The 17,816-nt window shown below is 48.5% G+C and carries 18 protein-coding genes; all 18 read left to right on the forward strand.

What is annotated here, in order from left to right; genetic code table 11:
• Positions 1-4: 4 nt before the first annotated feature.
• The 18 genes from rpsA (at position 5) to PPUTUW4_RS07070 (ending at position 17,787) form a co-directional block, all read left to right on the forward strand.
• Complete coding sequence (rpsA, locus tag PPUTUW4_RS06985) at positions 5-1,696, forward strand: 30S ribosomal protein S1 (RefSeq protein ID WP_007973639.1); 1,692 nt, start codon at positions 5-7, stop codon at positions 1,694-1,696.
• A 209-nt stretch (positions 1,697-1,905) separates the two neighbouring features.
• Positions 1,906-2,187, forward strand: a complete 282-nt coding sequence (locus PPUTUW4_RS06990) for a lipoprotein (protein ID WP_015093984.1) — start codon at positions 1,906-1,908, stop codon at positions 2,185-2,187.
• A gap of 150 nt (positions 2,188-2,337) precedes the next feature.
• A complete protein-coding gene (ihfB, locus tag PPUTUW4_RS06995; protein ID WP_015093985.1) occupies positions 2,338-2,634 on the forward strand; it encodes an integration host factor subunit beta in 297 nt (98 codons plus the stop codon).
• Positions 2,635-2,666: 32 nt separating this feature from the next.
• On the forward strand, positions 2,667-2,924 hold the full coding sequence (locus PPUTUW4_RS07000) for a lipopolysaccharide assembly protein LapA domain-containing protein (RefSeq protein ID WP_041474990.1): 258 nt from the start codon (positions 2,667-2,669) through the stop codon (positions 2,922-2,924).
• Positions 2,925-3,466: 542 nt separating this feature from the next.
• Entirely contained in the window at positions 3,467-4,555 is a 1,089-nt protein-coding gene (locus tag PPUTUW4_RS07005; protein WP_227698112.1) for a Wzz/FepE/Etk N-terminal domain-containing protein, read from the forward strand.
• 107 nt (positions 4,556-4,662) lie between these two features.
• Positions 4,663-5,244, forward strand: coding sequence for an acyltransferase (locus tag PPUTUW4_RS07010; protein ID WP_265102319.1), 582 nt, complete (start codon positions 4,663-4,665; stop codon positions 5,242-5,244).
• Entirely contained in the window at positions 5,231-6,361 is a 1,131-nt protein-coding gene (rffA, locus tag PPUTUW4_RS07015) for a dTDP-4-amino-4,6-dideoxygalactose transaminase (RefSeq protein WP_015093988.1), read from the forward strand. Before PPUTUW4_RS07010 ends, rffA begins: the two co-directional genes overlap by 14 nt.
• 6 nt (positions 6,362-6,367) lie before the next feature.
• Positions 6,368-7,651, forward strand: coding sequence for an O-antigen translocase (locus PPUTUW4_RS07020; RefSeq protein ID WP_015093989.1), 1,284 nt, complete (start codon positions 6,368-6,370; stop codon positions 7,649-7,651).
• A complete protein-coding gene (locus tag PPUTUW4_RS07025; protein WP_015093990.1) occupies positions 7,635-8,900 on the forward strand; it encodes a glycosyltransferase family 4 protein in 1,266 nt (421 codons plus the stop codon). The genes PPUTUW4_RS07020 and PPUTUW4_RS07025 overlap by 17 nt, the downstream gene beginning before the upstream one ends.
• A gap of 60 nt (positions 8,901-8,960) precedes the next feature.
• On the forward strand, positions 8,961-9,254 hold the full coding sequence (locus PPUTUW4_RS07030; RefSeq protein ID WP_041474797.1) for a hypothetical protein: 294 nt from the start codon (positions 8,961-8,963) through the stop codon (positions 9,252-9,254).
• Between the two features lie 184 nt (positions 9,255-9,438).
• On the forward strand, positions 9,439-9,912 hold the full coding sequence (locus tag PPUTUW4_RS07035) for a hypothetical protein (RefSeq protein WP_041474798.1): 474 nt from the start codon (positions 9,439-9,441) through the stop codon (positions 9,910-9,912).
• Between the two features lie 724 nt (positions 9,913-10,636).
• Positions 10,637-11,455: a glycosyltransferase gene (locus tag PPUTUW4_RS07040; protein ID WP_015093992.1), complete on the forward strand. Its 819-nt coding sequence runs from the start codon at positions 10,637-10,639 to the stop codon at positions 11,453-11,455.
• Complete coding sequence (locus PPUTUW4_RS07045; RefSeq protein WP_015093993.1) at positions 11,452-12,696, forward strand: glycosyltransferase family 4 protein; 1,245 nt, start codon at positions 11,452-11,454, stop codon at positions 12,694-12,696. The genes PPUTUW4_RS07040 and PPUTUW4_RS07045 overlap by 4 nt, the downstream gene beginning before the upstream one ends.
• The gene (locus PPUTUW4_RS07050; protein ID WP_015093994.1) at positions 12,693-13,550 is read left to right on the forward strand and encodes an SDR family oxidoreductase; all 858 of its coding nucleotides are present in this window, start codon (positions 12,693-12,695) and stop codon (positions 13,548-13,550) included. Before PPUTUW4_RS07045 ends, PPUTUW4_RS07050 begins: the two co-directional genes overlap by 4 nt.
• A 33-nt stretch (positions 13,551-13,583) precedes the next feature.
• The gene (locus PPUTUW4_RS07055) at positions 13,584-14,594 is read left to right on the forward strand and encodes a polysaccharide biosynthesis protein (protein WP_015093995.1); all 1,011 of its coding nucleotides are present in this window, start codon (positions 13,584-13,586) and stop codon (positions 14,592-14,594) included.
• Positions 14,587-15,714 carry a UDP-N-acetylglucosamine 2-epimerase (non-hydrolyzing) gene (gene wecB / locus PPUTUW4_RS07060; RefSeq protein ID WP_015093996.1) on the forward strand — a complete coding sequence of 376 codons (1,128 nt, stop codon included), beginning with the start codon at positions 14,587-14,589 and terminating at the stop codon, positions 15,712-15,714. Before PPUTUW4_RS07055 ends, wecB begins: the two co-directional genes overlap by 8 nt.
• Positions 15,715-15,734: 20 nt before the next feature.
• Positions 15,735-16,697, forward strand: a complete 963-nt coding sequence (locus PPUTUW4_RS07065; protein WP_015093997.1) for an SDR family oxidoreductase — start codon at positions 15,735-15,737, stop codon at positions 16,695-16,697.
• 64 nt (positions 16,698-16,761) lie between these two features.
• The gene (locus PPUTUW4_RS07070; RefSeq protein WP_015093998.1) at positions 16,762-17,787 is read left to right on the forward strand and encodes a glycosyltransferase family 4 protein; all 1,026 of its coding nucleotides are present in this window, start codon (positions 16,762-16,764) and stop codon (positions 17,785-17,787) included.
• Positions 17,788-17,816: the final 29 nt, after the last annotated feature.

Consider the following 17,816-nt stretch of genomic DNA (forward strand, 5'->3'; position numbering starts at 1 on the left):
TAAAATGAGCGAAAGCTTTGCGGAACTCTTTGAAGAAAGCCTAAAAACCCTGAACCTTCAGGCAGGCTCCATCATCACCGGTGTTATCGTTGATATCGATTACCAGGCTCGCTGGGTAACCGTTCACGCTGGCCTGAAGTCTGAAGCACTCATCCCGCTTGAGCAGTTCTACAACGACGCTGGCGAACTGAACATCAACGTCGGTGACGAAGTTCACGTTGCTCTGGACTCGGTTGAAGACGGCTTTGGTGAAACCAAGCTGTCCCGTGAAAAAGCCAAGCGCGCTGAATGCTGGATTGTTCTGGAAGCAGCCTTCGCAGCCGAAGAAGTGGTCAAGGGCGTTATCAACGGTAAGGTTAAAGGCGGCTTCACTGTCGACGTTAACGGCATCCGTGCGTTCCTGCCAGGTTCTCTGGTTGACGTCCGTCCAGTGCGCGACACCACGCACCTGGAAGGCAAAGAGCTGGAATTCAAGGTCATCAAGCTGGACCAGAAGCGCAACAACGTTGTCGTTTCCCGTCGCAGCGTCCTGGAAGCCGAGAACTCCGCCGAGCGCGAAGCTCTGCTGGAATCCCTGCAGGAAGGCCAACAAGTCAAAGGTATCGTCAAGAACCTCACCGATTACGGCGCATTCGTCGATCTGGGTGGCGTCGATGGCCTGCTGCACATTACCGACATGGCTTGGAAGCGTATCAAGCATCCTTCCGAAATCGTCAACGTTGGCGACGAGATCGATGTCAAGGTTCTGAAGTACGATCGCGAGCGCAATCGTGTTTCCCTGGGCCTGAAGCAACTGGGTGAAGATCCATGGGTTGCTATCAAAGCCCGTTACCCGGAAAGCACTCGCGTTACCGCTCGTGTAACCAACCTGACCGACTACGGCTGCTTCGCTGAGCTGGAAGAAGGCGTTGAAGGTCTGGTACACGTTTCCGAAATGGACTGGACCAACAAGAACATCCACCCTTCGAAAGTCGTACAAGTCGGCGACGAAGTGGAAGTCATGGTTCTGGACATCGACGAAGAGCGTCGTCGTATCTCCCTGGGCATCAAGCAGTGCAAATCTAACCCATGGGAAGATTTCTCTGGCCAGTTCAACAAGGGCGATAAAATCTCCGGCACCATCAAGTCGATCACCGATTTCGGTATCTTCATTGGTCTGGACGGCGGCATCGACGGTCTGGTTCACCTGTCCGACATCTCCTGGAACGAAGTGGGCGAAGAAGCCGTACGCCGCTTCAAGAAGGGCGACGAACTGGACACCGTTATCCTGTCGGTTGACCCAGAGCGCGAGCGCATCTCCCTGGGTATCAAGCAACTGGAAAGCGATCCGTTCTCCGAGTACGTTCAAGAGAACGACAAAGGCGCCATCGTTAAAGGCATCGTGAAGGAAGTTGACGCTAAAGGCGCCATCATCACTCTGGCCGACGATATCGAAGCGACTCTGAAAGCCTCCGAAATCAGCCGTGACCGCGTTGAAGACGCGCGCAACGTTCTGAAAGAAGGCGAAGAAGTAGAAGCCAAGATCATCAGCGTTGACCGCAAGAGCCGTGTAATCCAGCTCTCGATCAAGTCGAAAGACGTTGAAGACGAGAAAGAAGCAATCCAGAGCCTGCGCGACAAGCCAGTAGCTACTGATGCTCCTGTGGCCACCACTCTGGGTGACCTGCTGCGTGCACAAATGGAAAAACAGAACTAAGTTCTGATTTTCTGTAAAAAGGGCGACTTCGGTCGCCCTTTTTTGTGCCTGGAATTTGGTGAGGCGCGCCCGGCTTTGGTTGCTCGAGTCGTGAACCAAAGCTGCTGAGAAAATGTCTGATTGTTTAGTCGGATCAAGTGCTTGTTTGCGGCTAGTCTTTAGCTTGAGACTAATGATCGCCCGTTGGGCTTTCTGGCAAAAGGACGTGAATGAACAAGCTAATTGTCGCAGTAGCAGTGCTGGCGCTAGCGGGTTGTGCCACCAATGCCAAAACTCACGCAGTGCGCGGGGTGAGCGGCATTGAGGTTGATTGTTCGGGGCTCGGTTCGAAATGGGATAAGTGTTACAAACGCGCGGCCAAGGAGTGCAGGGGGGCGGGCTATAAAGTGGTAGCGAGGTCTGACGATGTGAAGGAGGAGGAAGATGGCTTCCCCTTCGGCTTCAATCCCGCAGGTTTCCTGACGCGCACTATGCTGGTGATTTGCCGATGAGGCAGTGATGGCTCGGAGGTCTCCTCGGTCCAGGAATCAGGCATTCCGGGGTGGTGGGATGTATGGCAAAACTCGGGCTGTTCAAAATCATGCCGGCGTGCTAAAACCTTTGGAGCGCTGATCTAGCTGCTTGAAAAAGAAGGGAAAAATATGACGAAGTCGGAGTTGATCGAACGAATTGTCACCCATCAAGGGCTGCTTTCATCCAAGGATGTGGAGCTGGCCATCAAGACCATGCTTGAGCAAATGTCCCAGTGTCTGGCTACCGGAGACCGTATCGAGATCCGGGGGTTTGGCAGCTTCTCTCTGCACTACCGTGCTCCACGGGTTGGCCGTAATCCGAAAACCGGTCAGTCTGTCAGTCTCGACGGCAAATTCGTTCCGCATTTCAAGCCCGGTAAAGAGTTGAGGGATCGGGTGAATGAGGATGAGGAGGTTGGGCTTTGACTAGCCGCCGCATTCATAAGGGGGGGGGGCTCATGCGTAACTTCAAGCGCGCAATAATTGCTGTATTTCTCTTGTTGCTGGTTTTGGTAATACTTGCGTTCGTTCTTGAAAATCAGCAATCGGTTTCGCTTTTGTTCCTGGGGTGGGTTAGCCCGGCTCTACCTTTATCATTGGTTTTGGTTCTTACGCTGCTCATGGGTATGACAATCGGGCCGGTTCTTGGTTGGTTTGTGAGGCGACCCAGAGCGCAACGCAAACGAGCTCTGGCGCAGGATCTGATTCATGAATAGTCAGTGCTCGTTGGAGCGCTTGATCGTCCCCAAAAGGTTGATTTTGCGTGAAAGCTTCAACGATCAGTAGTGGAGTGGCGATGTCTGTTCTACGTCAAATGGCGACATACTTCTTCAGGCTCGTTGGTTTAGCTGTATGTCTAAATTGAACGCTCACCGCAAGGCGCTACCCAGTGAGGCATCATACTTGGTTGCGTGGATTTCCCTGGTTGCGTTGAGTGTTATGGCTTTGAAGAAAATTATGGTCTGTAAAATCAAAAAAATCTTCTTAAGGCCATGCTTGTGGCGTTCGCCTGCTACAGGCAGTCGAACTTTCAGGTGTTTGATAAATGAAGAGTGCTATTAATAGCGTGGATAGAGTTTGGTTTATTAAAGTTCAATGCTTGAAAACTTTTTACGCTTAATGAATAATATTGACGCAATTTGTAATTGTGCTGCCCAAAACGGAGTGGTGCAAGAGAATAAGAAGTTAATTTGGTATCGGATGCCTATCAATTGTAATTCAAGATAGGGGAGATATTTGAATAGAGTGATAAGGTCATATGCATATGCAGGAAACATCAAGCTTGCCAGCTGGAGCTAATGAGATAGATTTGAAGGTTTTGGCGTACGTACTTTGGCGTCAGCGATTTATTATCATTGCCATTACAGCAGTGGTGACCATTCTTGCGGCGTCATTCACTTTTTTCAGTAAGCCAATTTATGAAGCGAAGGTGTTCGTAATTCCACCCACGCAGAATGATATCGCTAATTATAATTATGGCCGAACATTAGAGAACGAGCTTTCTCCTTACACTATCAAAGAGGTTTATAGCGTTTTTACAAGGAATCTCATGGCTGAGTCCTTGAGGCGCGAATTTTTCAATAATTATTACTTGCCTAGTCTCACCGAAAGCGAGAGAAGCGGTTCGCAGGATAAGTTGTACGCTGAATTCTCGAAGTTGTTGATGGTGGCTTTGGTAAATAAAGAGTCGTCGGACAGATATGTGGTTGTGGCGCAAAATGAGAGTGCCGCAAAAGGAGTTGAGCTAGTTGGTAAATACATTGAGCGAGCTAGTGAGCTAGCAAAAAAAGAAATAAAAAAGGATATGGGAAGTGAGGCAGATGTTCTGGCGCGAAATATTCGTCAGCAAATTGCATCGCTCAGGGATGTGGGTTTGAAGGATCGTGAAGACTCAATAATCAAACTGCGAGAGGCCTTGCTGGTCGCGGAAGCTATTGGGTTGGACAGGCCTCCGATTATTAGTGGCAATTCTGCGGTGGAGATTGCAGGGAACCTTGATGGGCAGCTTATTTATATGCGCGGTACCAAAGCATTGAAGGCTGAGATTGAGAACCTTGAATCCAGAAACTCTGATGATCCATTTATCAAAAAGCTGCGGATGCTTCAGGCGAAATACGATTTTTACAGCAGTCTGGAATCTAGTATCCTGAATGTAGAAGTGTACAGAACTGATGGCGCTGTAGAATTACCGGATAGTCCAGTCAAATCTCAGAAGTCGCTATACGTGTTGATAGGGTTGATAGCGGGGCTGATTCTCGGTGTGCTAGTTGCCTTGATAAGAAATTATCTCAGTAGTGATGGCGTTAGGCTTTTTGAGAGCAGATCAGTTGCTAAAAATAGGCAATGAGTTAAGCAAAAAAAGCTATGATCAACAACTGCTGAGCAGTCGTAAAAGAGGCCGATACTGAATTGTGACGGCTGATGTAATTCTAGCGCTCTGGTACGAAAATTTGGGTGAGTAAAGTGGCCTATTTAACTGAAGTGGAACTTAAAGAAGCTGGTTTCAAAAAGATTGGTAAAGAAGTCAAAATTAGCGATAAAGCCAGCATTTACAATGCTGATCAGATTGAGATCGGTGACTACTCTCGCATTGATGATTTTTGCATCCTGTCGGGAAAGATAACGCTGGGCAAGTATAATCATATTACACCGATGTGTCTGGTCGCAGGTGGGACGCCTGGCATTATTTTTGAAGACTTCTGTACTTTGGCATATGGAGTGAAAGTGTTTTCGCAGTCAGATGATTATAGCGGCGAGACATTAACAAACTCTTTATTGCCTAAAAAATTTAAAAATGAAAAGTTTGCTTCGGTTTTCTTTAAGCGTCATGTGATTGTGGGTGCGGGGTCTATTGTACTTCCTGGAGTTACGATCGAGGAGGGGTGCTCCATTGGTGCTATGACTCTATTGACGAAAAGCACTGAGTCCTGGGGGATCTATACGGGCGTCCCGGCCAAGCGTATTAAAGACAGGAAGAAAGATCTTCTGGAGTTGGAAGCAAAGTTTCTTGAGGAGCAAAATTATGATTCCATTTAATAGGCCGCCTTACACAGGTAACGAAGATCAATTTGTTACTGCAGCTATGCGAAGTGCAAAAATGTCCGGGGATGGTGATTTCACAATCCGTTGCCAAACTTGGTTCGAAGCTAAGCTATCCTGCAAAAAAGCCTTGCTAACGCCATCGTGTACTCAAGCGTTGGAAATGGCAGCGTTGCTGGTAGGTATTGAGCCTGGTGACGAAGTTATCATGCCGAGTTATACCTTTGTCAGTACCGCAAATGCGTTTGTGTTGCGCGGAGCAAAGATTGTATTTGTCGATGTTCGACCGGACACTATGAATATAGATGAATCTCTGATAGAGGCGGCCATTACCGCCAAGACAAAGGTCATTGTTCCTGTTCATTATGCCGGAGTGGCATGTGAAATGGATGTGATCATGGATATCGCGGCTCGGCATAAGCTTTATGTCATAGAAGATGCAGCTCAAGGGATGATGTCCACTTACAAGGGGCGGCCTCTGGGAACGATTGGTCACTTCGGTGCTTATAGTTTTCATGAAACGAAAAACTATACAAGTGGCGGTGAGGGTGGGCTCCTGCTGATAAATGACGAAACGTTTGTCAGTAGGGCTGAGATAATTAGAGAGAAAGGCACCAACCGAAGTCAGTTCTGGCGTGGCATGGTAGATAAGTATACCTGGGTTGATATCGGCAGTAGTTATCTCCCATCCGAATTGCAAGCTGCCTATTTGTATGGGCAGTTGACGGTTGCCGACGAGATAAATGTTGATCGCCTTAATACTTGGAGTGAGTACTATAAAGCATTCGGTGACCTTTCAGCCAAGATAGAATTGCCCTTTGTTCCTCAGGGTTGCCAGCACAATGCACATATGTTCTATCTGAAGCTTGATGGGCTTGAGAGTCGTACGAAATTTATTGCCGGGCTTAAAGAAAGTAATGTCATGTCTGTTTTTCATTACGTCCCTTTACATTCTTCTCCTTGTGGCAAGGTATTTGGCCGAATGCATGCAAGCGACAAGTTTACTACTCGGGAAAGCGAAAAACTTGTGCGACTACCTATTTGGTATGGAATGCAAAGTAAAGAGCGCGAGCAAGTCATCCAATCTGTATTGACCGTGCTGGATAGAATTTAACTAAAAATGAAAGTATTAAACGGTGCCATCTTAACGGGGTGTGCTCATCTCTCTAGAATAGTAATGGGCTTCATCCTGCTAAAGATAATAGCCTATTATCTAGGTGCCGAAGGTATGGGAGCCTTGGGACACTTTATGAGTGTCTCAACTATGGTTTATATGGTTGCCGGAGGAGGAATAATAAATGCTGTGATAAAGTATACGTCAGAGTATTCGAAGCAACCCCGGCTTCTACTTCGCTTTGTTTCAGCATCAGCTACGTACTCTGCAGTCTTTAGCGCAGTAATAATGTTCTTTGGCGTGCTGTGCTCAAAATACGTTGCATCCTTGGTTTTTAAAGATTCAGGCTTGTACTGGGTAATTATCGTATTGGCCGTTGTCCAAATGGTATTTGCCTTTGTGAATTTGGTAGTAGGCATTAGCAATGGTTTAATGCAGACTCATGTCTATTCAAAAATTCAAGTAATTGGAAGTATTTTAGCACTGCCTGTCATGTGGGGGCTAACTGCTAAAGTTGGGGCTATCGGTGCAGCGCTTTCGATAGTTGTCATGTATGCAGGCTCTTTTGTGCCTGCATTGTACTATTACTTTAAATCTAATTTTAGATTTCGAGTGGCATTTGTCAGATTGAGGAGAAAAGAGCTAACCTCACTGTCGTCGTTCACCTTGATGTTGTTGACTACAGCAGTAACATTCCCTGTTGTAGAAATTATTATTCGTCAGATATTAATCGACTCTGCGGGTTTTAGTGCAGCAGGTGTCTGGCAAGGTGCCATTAAGTTATCCAGTGCCTATTTGGGTTTTTTCTCTGTTTTTCTAGCATATTACTTTATGCCTATGATTTCTCGCATAGTAACAGGGAGGGAAATTGGGCTGGTAACGTTAAAGTTTATGGCTATGATGATGGTCGCTTTCGGTGTCGGTGCAGGCATACTTTATAGTGGGAGGGGTTTTTTTATTCCGCTCATTCTCTCATCGAGCTTTAGATCCTTGGACGATGTGATTGTTTATCAGTTGGTAGGTGATTTTTTCAAAGTTGCATCTTATGTGATAGGATTTGTCGCTGTTGCAAAAGCCGCAACTAAGGTGTATATAGCGGCTGAATTGGTTCAGAATGTGCTTTTCCTGACCTGCGCTATGATAATGCTGAAGACTTATCCTGGCGAAAAGGGAGTTATGGTTGGGTATATGATTTCTTATATTGTGTACTTTGTTTTTGCGGTTGCTGCGTTTTGTACTTATCTTAAGTTGATATCTGCGCGTGAGAAGGCCCATGCTATTCATTGCTAATGTTTTAGAGTTGAACGGAGGTACGACTTTTATTCTAAGGTTGGCTCGCGAGTTTAATGAGAGGAAAGCAAGGGTTGGTGTGTTGGTGATGTCTGATGTGATAGATCAAGGGCTGGAGAGCAAAATTCGCCAGTATGCTGATATCTATTACCTTAAGGATTATTCTAGTCGGAAACTATCTTCCGGCTTTAGGTCGCCTTTAGGTTGTTTTCTACCTTTCAATAATTCTGAATTGATTAAGCTGATTGAGTTATATGGTTCTCATGCCCATGTTATGGGTGTTTTTGGTTTGTTGTTCATAAAGCGCTTGTGTGCGCTTATTGATTGTAGATTTAAAGTTTCTTTTGGTGTGTATCATCAAAATGAAATTATGTTCGACGGTGTTCCGTATTACTTTGCGAATAAAGCCAAGAAGTTATTTTCGTTGCTGCCTGCTGAAAGCGTAGTCTTTTTCAATGAAAAGAACATGGAGTCATACCAGGCATTTTACGGTAAAAGCTTTTCTGGGTCGACTCTTGTCCCCATTGGTATCGAGATTCCAAAGAAAAAAACTGAATCGCTTGGGGATCCTGATTCTGATCGATTGATTTCTATAGGCAATTTACACGTATTCAAGGCTTACAATCGGCATATTATAAGCTTATTGCCTGAGCTCAAGAAAATCAGACCAAATCTCATATATGAAATTTATGGGACTGGACCTTACAAGTTAGAGTTATTGAAGCTCGTTTCTTCGCTTGGTCTCGAATCATCTGTGATTTTCAAAGGGGCCATTGCATATGAAGAGATCCCAAATGTACTGAAAGGTGGATTGGCCTTCGTTGGAAGTGGTACTGCGGTTGTTGAGTCGTCTGCGTTAGGCCTGCCATCGATAATTGGGATAGAGTCAGCACCTGATCCGGTTACATATGGTTTTTTAGGTGATATTGAAGGTTTCTCTTATAATGAGTTGGCTGCTAATCAAAGTACGTATCTCATAAGCGATAAATTGCTTTCGATTATCAAAAGTAGTGAAGAGTGGCAACTTGCTGCGAGCTCGTGCAAGTCCAAGGCGCAAGAATTTTCCATCGAGCATACTGCAGACGGATTTATGAAGCTTGAAGAAAGCGTTATTGATTTTGAGTTGTTTCGAGCGGAAGATTACAGTAATTTTTTTGCGGGGTTGTCATTCGTAAAGTGTGCAGTCAAGTATAAATTTGGCTTTGATAAGGAATTCATCGGGCGAAGGGATCAGGGAACGCTGGCTTAAAGTTCAGTTAGTTCTTTAGCGTGATCGTTGTCGAGTGTAAATTTTTATGTGCGTTAATAAATGAAAATAGGTCAGGAAAAATATCAGGCACTTCTTTGGGGGCTTCCATTTTTTTTAGGAAGCCTTTTGATTTTTCCATATGCGCTACTGGGTGATCAAGAATTCTACAGGAAGTTTTATACTGGTGTCGTAGGTCTGTCGCTGGTTGAAGCCTTCCAGTTTTACAGGGGCGCTTTAGGTACAAGTGAACCAGGCTACTTTTTGTTTTCGTTTGTTTTTGCGCCATACTTTAATAAGGATATACTTTTTTCTATCGTTAACTATTTGTTTGCATATAATGTTTTTTATGGCTGATACGTAATGGCGTCAGCCGCTTGCTTTTTCCTATGATTTATTTCAATTTTTATATCGTTGTGTTGGCGTTTTCTGCTGAAAGATTAAAGCTCTCTCTGCTGTTTTTTTAGTGGGTGCTTGTAGTTCTGGGTTGATTCGGTATGCGCTTTACGCATTTTCAACGTTGACGCATGTACAAACACTAATGTTGGTCGTCGTTGCGCAAGTCAGAGAAGTTTTATATATTTCACGTCGCCTATTTGCGGGGAAAATAGGGTTCGGTTTTATTTCGTTGTTTTTATTGGTAGTGGGGATTCTGCTCGTTTTGTTGCTGCTTAAAGAGCACATTGAAGCAAAGTTAATGTTCTATGCGGGGACGTGGGGTGGGTTAGAGGCTATGTTGAAACCTCTCATTTTTACCGCTCTTTCTATGTGCTATGCACAATCACGCAGGGTGGAGGCGATCCTTGCGTCACTTCCTATGGTGTTGGCTTCGTATTATATTGGTGCGGAACGGGTGGTGATTTTTTCGTATTTTGTGTTTATGTATTACGGGCTCCAGAGTAAACGAGGTATTAATATCCCGGTGATTTTTACGTTGTTGTATTTTGGGTATAAGGGATTGAATTTTCTTGTCAATATATTTGTGTATTCAGATGGTTTTGCGCCTGTTGCATGATGTATTTTTAATGGATTGCATTATATGAGTAGTGCGCCGTGCGTTCCATTTTGATCCAGCATATTTACTTGTGGTTGTCATCACCAGAGACTGGACTCGGGCTGTCCTGATGTAAGTCGTTGCGTGGTCGAAAAAATATCGTATGTCGAGCTCGCAGAGCTTCCTCTTTCCGGGGGAGAGGCGCCCCGTCACCTTCTATATCCAGAATCCAGCTGTTATTTTTTGAGATGTCGTGTAAGAAAACAAAACAATCCCATGTAGCAACCCTCGGCTACACCTCTTCATATAAAAAACAAAAAACAAACGCTGTATCTCTTGTCGAGTGGCCGAAGCGAACGTTCATTGAAGTGGGGTAAGAGTGAATGGGGGGATCGTTCGAAAATCTGGTGATCTATTGTCTATCCTGAGCGGTGCTGCGGTTTTCGCGGGATTCTTAGGGCGAAAGCGCTAATGCTCGGCGACTATACCGGTTGTGGGTTCTCCACGTTACCAGTGGTAGTTTGTGGTTCTAAGATACCCATTCTTTATTTCTGTCAAGCAGGCTTAGGCCGCTGATCGGATTGAAAGTGAGTGCCTGATGGCGAGAACACTTGAAAATGGTTATGGTTCCAGTCGTAACGTTATGTATAATTTCTTATTTTAGCGGTTGTAGTGCCGGTTTCTGAGTCTGCAAGATAGTGAAATGATTTACGATTGACCCAGCAAATGGTGGCAAGGAAACTCAATGCTTAAACTCGAAGATGTTAATTTGGCCGTTGTAGGTCTCGATTATGTGGGCCTGCCGCTGGCTGTAGAGTTTGGCAAGAAAACGCTTGTGGTTGGGTTTGATATCAGCAAGCCAAGGGTTGGTGCGCTGGAATCCGCTCATATTGAGTCGCTGACCAAGGTTAAAAACGCTTTAACGATTCCCCGCGGAATCAGTTCGATGTTCAGGACTCACAATAACAGCACCGTTCGCGCTGATTTTTTACCCGCGAGCGAGTATATTTTATATGTTTCGAAGTTTGATGTTTGCAAGCATCATTGTGAAGTAATAAGTGCTTATGCAACGCTTCCTCAGGAAACTCGCGAAAAATTTCCGTTGATTTTGGTAGGTGAGACGAGTTCGCCGGAGGCAGATCGCGTAAAGCCTTTGATTTCAACGTTGGGCCTGGACGGACAAGTTCTGTTGATCGGCTCGACTCTTTATCAGAGTCTTCCTCCTCTGTATCATCATGCGTATTTGAATATTTTTGCATCGTCCTGCGAGAACTGTCCAAACATTATTCCGGAAGCGCTGGCTTCCGGAAGGCCGTTGATCTGCTCCAATGTAATGCTCATGCCGGAATTCGGAGAAGATGCAACACTTTATTTTTTCCCGTTTGATTCAATGAATATGGGTGATGTGCTGATTGAGGCAATATCAACTCCTGAGCTATTGAGTAGGTTGTCGAGTGCGACCGTTTTACAGGGTGACAAGTTTGATTGGGAAAGTACCTCGAAAAGACTTGGTCCGAATTGCCGGTGTTGGCCAAACGCTCAAAAGAAGGTGCTTGCTAGATGAAAATTTTGGTGGTTACACAATATTTTTGGCCCGAGTCTTTCATTATTAATGATTTGGTCAAGAACTTGACTGGTCAAGGGCACGTCATAAAGGTTCTTACTGGCAAGCCGAACTACCCTGATGGCGTTGTCTTTGGCGGTTATAGTGCTTCCGGATATCAGGAAGAGAAATTCGAGTCTTCCGTTAGTGTTTGTCGTGCACCACTCAGGCCACGTGGTTCTTCCGGGGCGAAAAATCTCGTATTGAACTATTTGTCATTTATCTTAAATGGCCTGAAATTTTACCCGGATTCAGTAAAGGGTGAGCGCTTTGACGCGATTTTTGTGTTTGCGCCGTCTCCTATAACCTCGGTAATTCCTGCGATTTACTTGAAGTGGAAGCTCAAAAGTCATCTGGCCGTTTGGGTTCAGGATCTCTGGCCGGAGAGTTTGAGTGCAACCGGATTCATAAAAAACAAGGCGGTTTTGGGGGTTGTGGGATGGCTAGTCAAAGGCATTTACGCCTTTGTCGATACGCTACTCGTTCAGTCGCGGGCGTTCCGCGAGCCGGTCGCCCGTTACGCCAATCCTGGCAAGGTTGTGTATTACCCCAACTCATATCAGGACGTACCGCGGAGTATCGAGGAGACCCGGATTCCCGCCCCCTTGCTCGCGGAGCTAGACAATCATTTCTGTCTGGTTTTTGCTGGAAACCTGGGGACTGCCCAGTCGGTCGAAACCCTCATTGAGGTAGCTGACAAGCTTCGCCATTTGTCGGAAGTCAGGATTGTTTTGGTCGGAAGCGGCAGTATGTCGAGCTGGATCGAAACCCAGAAGGAATCCCGAGGTTTGGACAACCTTATACTCGCCGGACGCTTTGCAGCCACTGAAATGCCGCATTTTTTCAGTCGTGCTGAGGGATTGTTGGTGACGTTGAAGCAAGATGAGGCGTTCTCCTATACCATCCCTAGTAAAGTTCAGGCTTACCTGGCAGCGGGGAGGCCGATTATCGCCGCGCTGGACGGGGAGGGCGCGCGCGTCATTCAAGAGGCGGGAGCCGGTCTGACCACCGCGGCGCAAGACGCCGAAGGTATGGCCAATTGCATTGAGCAGCTTTTTCGCATGACTTCGGATGAGCGGGAATCGATGGGACAGGCAGGTCGAGCGTATTACCTCGAGCATTTCGAAATGGAGCGGCAAAGTCAGCGTCTGGTCGAAATTCTCAGTAGCAGGATCAATGAATTAAAAGGTAGCTCAAAATGAAAGTTCTCGTGTTAGGGGTCACCGGAATGCTGGGCAGCACAGTGTTCAGGCAATTCCATGGAAACCCGCACTACGAGGTGTGGGGCACTTTGCGCAATCCGGGTGGCGCAAGATACTTTTCTGAGGACATGCACAGTTCGTTGATCAGTAATGTCGACGTACTAGACCAGGATTCGCTGGTTTCGGTGCTGGCACGGGTCAAGCCGGACGTCGTCATCAACTGCGTCGGACTGATCAAACAATTGGCCGATGCCAAGGACCCCCTTTCCGCACTCCCTATCAATGCCATGTTGCCGCATCGCATTGCCAAGTTGTGCACGCTGTCAGGTTCCCGGCTGATTCATATCAGCACCGATTGCGTGTTTTCTGGCCGCAAAGGCATGTACACCGAAGAGGACATCTCCGATGCAGAGGATCTCTACGGTAAGTCCAAGTACATCGGTGAGCTTCACGATGAACTGAATGCTATCACCCTGCGGACTTCGATCATTGGTCACGAACTGGGGAGCCAGTATTCGCTGGTGGACTGGTTCCTGTCCCAGAACGGGTCGGTCAAGGGCTATGAGAAGGCCATTTTCTCAGGACTGCCTACCGTTGAGCTGGCACGTGTCATTCGCGACTATGTGATCCCGAATCCACAGCTTCACGGCCTGTATCATGTTTCGGTGGCACCGATTGACAAGTTGTCTCTTCTGAAGCTGGTAGCGGAAGTTTACGAAAAGGAAATCGATATCATCGCGGATAGTCAAGTTTCCATAGATCGCTCACTAAACTCCTCGAAGTTTCAGGCGGCAACCGGTTACGTTCCACCGTCGTGGTTGGAATTGGTTAAGTCGATGCGCGCGTTGCGTTGATCATTAAATTCAATCAGGTTTGGGAAGGTAGTTATGTTCGATAATAAGGTTTTGATGATCACGGGCGGTACGGGCTCGTTTGGCCATACGGTGTTGAAGCGTTTTCTGGATACTGATGTAAAAGAGATTCGTGTATTCAGCCGTGACGAGAAGAAGCAGGAAGATATGCGCATTGCCTTGTCGAATGACAAGGTGAAGTTCTACATCGGTGACGTGCGTGATCGCGACAGCCTGGATCAGGCGATGGTGGGGGTGGATTACATTTTCCACGCCGCTGCCCTGAAACAGGTGCCTTCCTGCGAGTTTTACCCGATGGAAGCCGTGCGTACCAACGTCATGGGTACCGAGAACGTTTTGAATGCGGCTATTGCTTCGGGCGTGCAACGCGTTGTCGTACTCAGTACCGACAAAGCGGTATACCCGATCAATGCCATGGGCATTTCCAAGGCCATGGCTGAAAAGCTGATGGTTGCCAAATCGCGGATGATTCCGGCGACAGGCCCGGTGATTTGCGCAACCCGCTACGGTAACGTCATGGCATCGCGCGGTTCGGTGATCCCGTTGTTCATCAATCAGTTGCAGAGTGGCGAGCCGCTGACCGTCACCGACCCGAACATGACACGTTTCCTGATGTCGCTCGAGGATTCCGTTGACCTGGTCCTGCACGCGTTCGAGCATGCCGAGCAAGGTGATATTTTCGTCCAGAAAGCACCAGCCTCGACAGTGGCGGACCTGGCCCAGGCACTCAAGGAACTGTTTGTTCGCGACAATGCCGTCAAGGTCATCGGTACTCGCCACGGCGAAAAACTCTACGAGTCGCTGATCTCCCGAGAAGAAATGGCCAAGGCCGAAGACATGGGACGCTACTACCGCATCCCTTCGGACAATCGCGACCTTAACTACAAGAAGTTTTTTGTCGAGGGCGAGCAGGAAATTTCCGATCTCGACGACTACACCTCCCACAACACCGAGCGTCTCGATGTAGAAGGCGTGAAGAAAGTTCTGTTGAATCTGGAATACATTCAGGAGCAACTTGATGCTTAAGGTCATGACGCTGGTCGGGACGCGACCAGAACTTATCAAGATGAGCCGCGTTATTGCCGAGCTTGATAAGCAGGTTAATCATGTGTTGGTTCACTCGGGTCAAAATTACGACTTCGAATTGAATCAGGTCTTTTTCGATGATCTCGAAATTCGCAAGCCTGATTACTTTCTGGGTGCTGCCGGCGATACCGCAGCCAAGACCATCGCCGAAGTCATTTCGAAGGCGGACGAAGTATTCGAGGCAGAAAAGCCTGATGCACTTCTGCTCTACGGCGATACCAATACCTGTCTGGCCGTCATTGCCGCCAAGCGCCGCAAGATTCCGGTGTTCCATATGGAAGCCGGCAACCGTTGTTTTGACCAGCGCGTCCCTGAAGAATTGAACCGCAAGGTGCTCGATCACCTCAGCGATATCAATATGGTCTTGACCGAACATGCCCGGCGTTACCTGATCGCTGAAGGCATTCGTCCTGAAACCATCATCAAGACCGGCTCGCATATGGAGGAGGTGCTCGACTACTACATGCCGAAAATCCTCACTTCCGACGTGCTGGCGCGAGAAGGCCTGGAGCAGGACAAGTTCTTCATCATCAGCGCTCACCGTGAGGAAAACGTCGATACGCCGGAAAACCTTCGCGACTTGCTCAAAACGCTGCGAGCCCTGGCCGACAAGTACCAGTACCCGATCATCGTTTCCACGCATCCTCGTACGCGCAAACGTCTGGAAGCGATAGGTGAATCGCTGGACCACCCCCTGATTCGCTTCTCGAAGCCATTCGGTCTGCTCGACTACATCAAGTTGCAGATGTCGGCGTTCTGCGTGCTGTCCGATAGCGGCACCATCACCGAAGAAGCCTCTCTTCTGAATCTGCCCGCCATTACCATTCGTAATGCGCACGAGCGTCCGGAAGGGATGGATGAAGGCACTCTCATCATGAGCGGCCTGAAAGTGGAGGGTGTTCTGGATGCCGTACGTGTAGTCACCAGCCAACATGATCGTAGCCAGCGCGTTATCCCGGTTGTCAGGGATTACCAGGCAGGTCCTGTGTCGAAGCAGGTCGTTCGGGTCGTACTGAGTTACACCGACTACATCAATCGTACTGTCTGGTCGAAATCCTGAGCGTCGTCGAGGTTTGAAAAATGCGTGTTTTATTGACAGGTGCTACGGGTTTCGTCGGTCGCGCGGTATTGGGTCGCTTGGCGGCCTCTGACGATCTGGAACCGGTGGCAGCCATTCGTGGGCACGCCCTGCCTGACTGTCCGTCGCGCGTTATTACCGTTCGAACCGCCGGGCTCAGTGCTGATACCGATTGGTCTCAGGCGCTGGATCAAGTAGAGGTTGTCATTCATGGCGCGGCTCGCGTTCACGTCATGAATGACACCGAATCCGATCCGCTGGAGGCGTTTCGCAAGGTGAATGTCGAGGGCACGCTAAGCCTCGCTCGGCAGGCCGCCTCGTCGGGTGTTCGCCGCTTTGTGTTCATCAGTTCGATCAAGGTGAATGGCGAAGGTACGCCGCTCAATCAGCCTTACTTCGCCGACGCGACGCCCGCACCAGGTGATCCGTACGGCGTTTCGAAAATGGAGGCAGAGCAAGGGCTGCGTGAAATTGCGAGCACTTGCGGGATGGAAGTGGTGATCATCCGTCCGGTACTGGTTTACGGTCCGGGCGTGAGAGCCAACTTTCTGAACATGATGCGTTGGCTGGACAAGGGAATACCCTTGCCGTTCGGCGCTATCCATAATCGACGCAGCCTGGTCGCTCTGGAAAATCTTGCGGATTTGATCGTGACCTGCATCCGTCACCCGGCCGCCGCCAATCAGACCTTCCTCGTCAGCGACGGGGAGGATTTGTCCACGACACAATTGTTGACGCGGATGGCAAAGGCATTGGGTAAACCTGCCCGCCTGTTGCCTGTGCCAAGCGTGTTGCTTGAACGAGGGGCGCAGTTGCTCGGCAAGAAGGCTTTGTCGCAACGTCTGTGCGGTTCGTTGCAAGTCGATATCAGCAAAACTCGAGAGTTGCTGGGCTGGATTCCGCCGGTCAGCGTCGATGAGGCGCTTGTCTCGGCTGCCAACTACTACAAGGAAAGGCAGCGCTAAGCTGGCTTATGACAATGCCGGTTCAATTGCAGAATTGATTGTGGCTGTTTCAGGAAGTTGACCTTTGAACACAATATGGTTGTTGGCGTTGGTGGTGGGTGTTTCATTCTTGGGCACCGGTGCATTGCGCAAATACGCGCTGGCACGCAGCTTGATAGATATTCCTAATGCGCGTAGCTCACACTCGGTCCCAACCCCCCGGGGTGGTGGTGTGGCTATCGTCCTGAGCTTTCTGATCGCGTTGCCAGTCCTGGCCTGGACAGATGCCGTCGCCTGGCCGATGGCGCTGGCTCTGCTGGGGGCCGGCGGCTGGATCGCGATCATCGGGTTTCTCGACGATCATGGGCATATTGCCGCGCGCTGGCGCCTGCTTGCGCATTTCGCGGGTGCCATCTGGGCATTGATGTGGATTGGCGGGATGGCGCCGATCAACCTGTTCGGCTTCGAGTTCAGTCTCGGCTGGTTCGGATATGTCATCGGTGCGTTCTATCTGGTCTGGATGCTCAACCTCTACAACTTCATGGATGGTATTGATGGCCTGGCCAGCGTCGAGGCGATTTGTGCCTGTGTCGGTGCTTGTCTGGTCTACTGGATTGCAGGCCACACCAGCCTCGCGATTGCTCCGCTGGTGCTGGCGATGGCCGTATCGGGTTTCCTGGCCTGGAATTTCCCGCCAGCGAAGATTTTCATGGGCGATGCCGGCAGTGGTTTTCTGGGCATCGTGCTGGCGGTGATGTCGCTTTATGCAGCCTGGACGAATCCACTGTTGCTCTGGGCCTGGCTCATATTGTTGGGCGTCTTTATTGTTGATGCCACCTTTACCCTCATTCGTCGGCTGTTGCGAGGGGATAAGGTTTATGAGGCCCATCGCAGCCATGGGTACCAGTATGCTTCACGACAATATGGCAGCCATCGGGCAGTCACGCTGACAATTGCTGCGATCAATTTGTTGTGGTTAGTGCCATTGGCTATATTGGTCGTCATGCAATATATCGATGGCGTGGCAGGCGTGGTCCTGGCCTATGTGCCTCTGGTGTTGCTGGCTTTCAAGTTCCACGCGGGCGAGTTGGAAATCGCTGGCAAGGCGTGATGAACGCATTGGTTTTTGAGTATTGCTTT

Source organism: Pseudomonas sp. UW4 (assembly GCF_000316175.1).
GTDB classification, from domain to species: Bacteria; Pseudomonadota; Gammaproteobacteria; order Pseudomonadales; family Pseudomonadaceae; genus Aquipseudomonas; species Aquipseudomonas laurylsulfatiphila.

Bases quoted from the DNA above. Each gene is read 5' to 3' on its own strand.
- rpsA (WP_007973639.1), top strand. From the start codon at position 5: ATGAGCGAAAGCTTTGCGGAACTCTTTGAAGAAAGCCTAAAAACCCTG.
- PPUTUW4_RS06990 (WP_015093984.1), top strand. From the start codon at position 1,906: ATGAACAAGCTAATTGTCGCAGTAGCAGTGCTGGCGCTAGCGGGTTGT.
- ihfB (WP_015093985.1), top strand. From the start codon at position 2,338: ATGACGAAGTCGGAGTTGATCGAACGAATTGTCACCCATCAAGGGCTG.
- PPUTUW4_RS07000 (WP_041474990.1), top strand. From the start codon at position 2,667: ATGCGTAACTTCAAGCGCGCAATAATTGCTGTATTTCTCTTGTTGCTG.
- PPUTUW4_RS07005 (WP_227698112.1), top strand. From the start codon at position 3,467: ATGCATATGCAGGAAACATCAAGCTTGCCAGCTGGAGCTAATGAGATA.
- rffA (WP_015093988.1), top strand. From the start codon at position 5,231: ATGATTCCATTTAATAGGCCGCCTTACACAGGTAACGAAGATCAATTT.
- PPUTUW4_RS07020 (WP_015093989.1), top strand. From the start codon at position 6,368: ATGAAAGTATTAAACGGTGCCATCTTAACGGGGTGTGCTCATCTCTCT.
- PPUTUW4_RS07025 (WP_015093990.1), top strand. From the start codon at position 7,635: ATGCTATTCATTGCTAATGTTTTAGAGTTGAACGGAGGTACGACTTTT.
- PPUTUW4_RS07030 (WP_041474797.1), top strand. From the start codon at position 8,961: ATGAAAATAGGTCAGGAAAAATATCAGGCACTTCTTTGGGGGCTTCCA.
- PPUTUW4_RS07035 (WP_041474798.1), top strand. From the start codon at position 9,439: ATGTTGGTCGTCGTTGCGCAAGTCAGAGAAGTTTTATATATTTCACGT.
- PPUTUW4_RS07040 (WP_015093992.1), top strand. From the start codon at position 10,637: ATGCTTAAACTCGAAGATGTTAATTTGGCCGTTGTAGGTCTCGATTAT.
- PPUTUW4_RS07045 (WP_015093993.1), top strand. From the start codon at position 11,452: ATGAAAATTTTGGTGGTTACACAATATTTTTGGCCCGAGTCTTTCATT.
- PPUTUW4_RS07050 (WP_015093994.1), top strand. From the start codon at position 12,693: ATGAAAGTTCTCGTGTTAGGGGTCACCGGAATGCTGGGCAGCACAGTG.
- PPUTUW4_RS07055 (WP_015093995.1), top strand. From the start codon at position 13,584: ATGTTCGATAATAAGGTTTTGATGATCACGGGCGGTACGGGCTCGTTT.
- wecB (WP_015093996.1), top strand. From the start codon at position 14,587: ATGCTTAAGGTCATGACGCTGGTCGGGACGCGACCAGAACTTATCAAG.
- PPUTUW4_RS07065 (WP_015093997.1), top strand. From the start codon at position 15,735: ATGCGTGTTTTATTGACAGGTGCTACGGGTTTCGTCGGTCGCGCGGTA.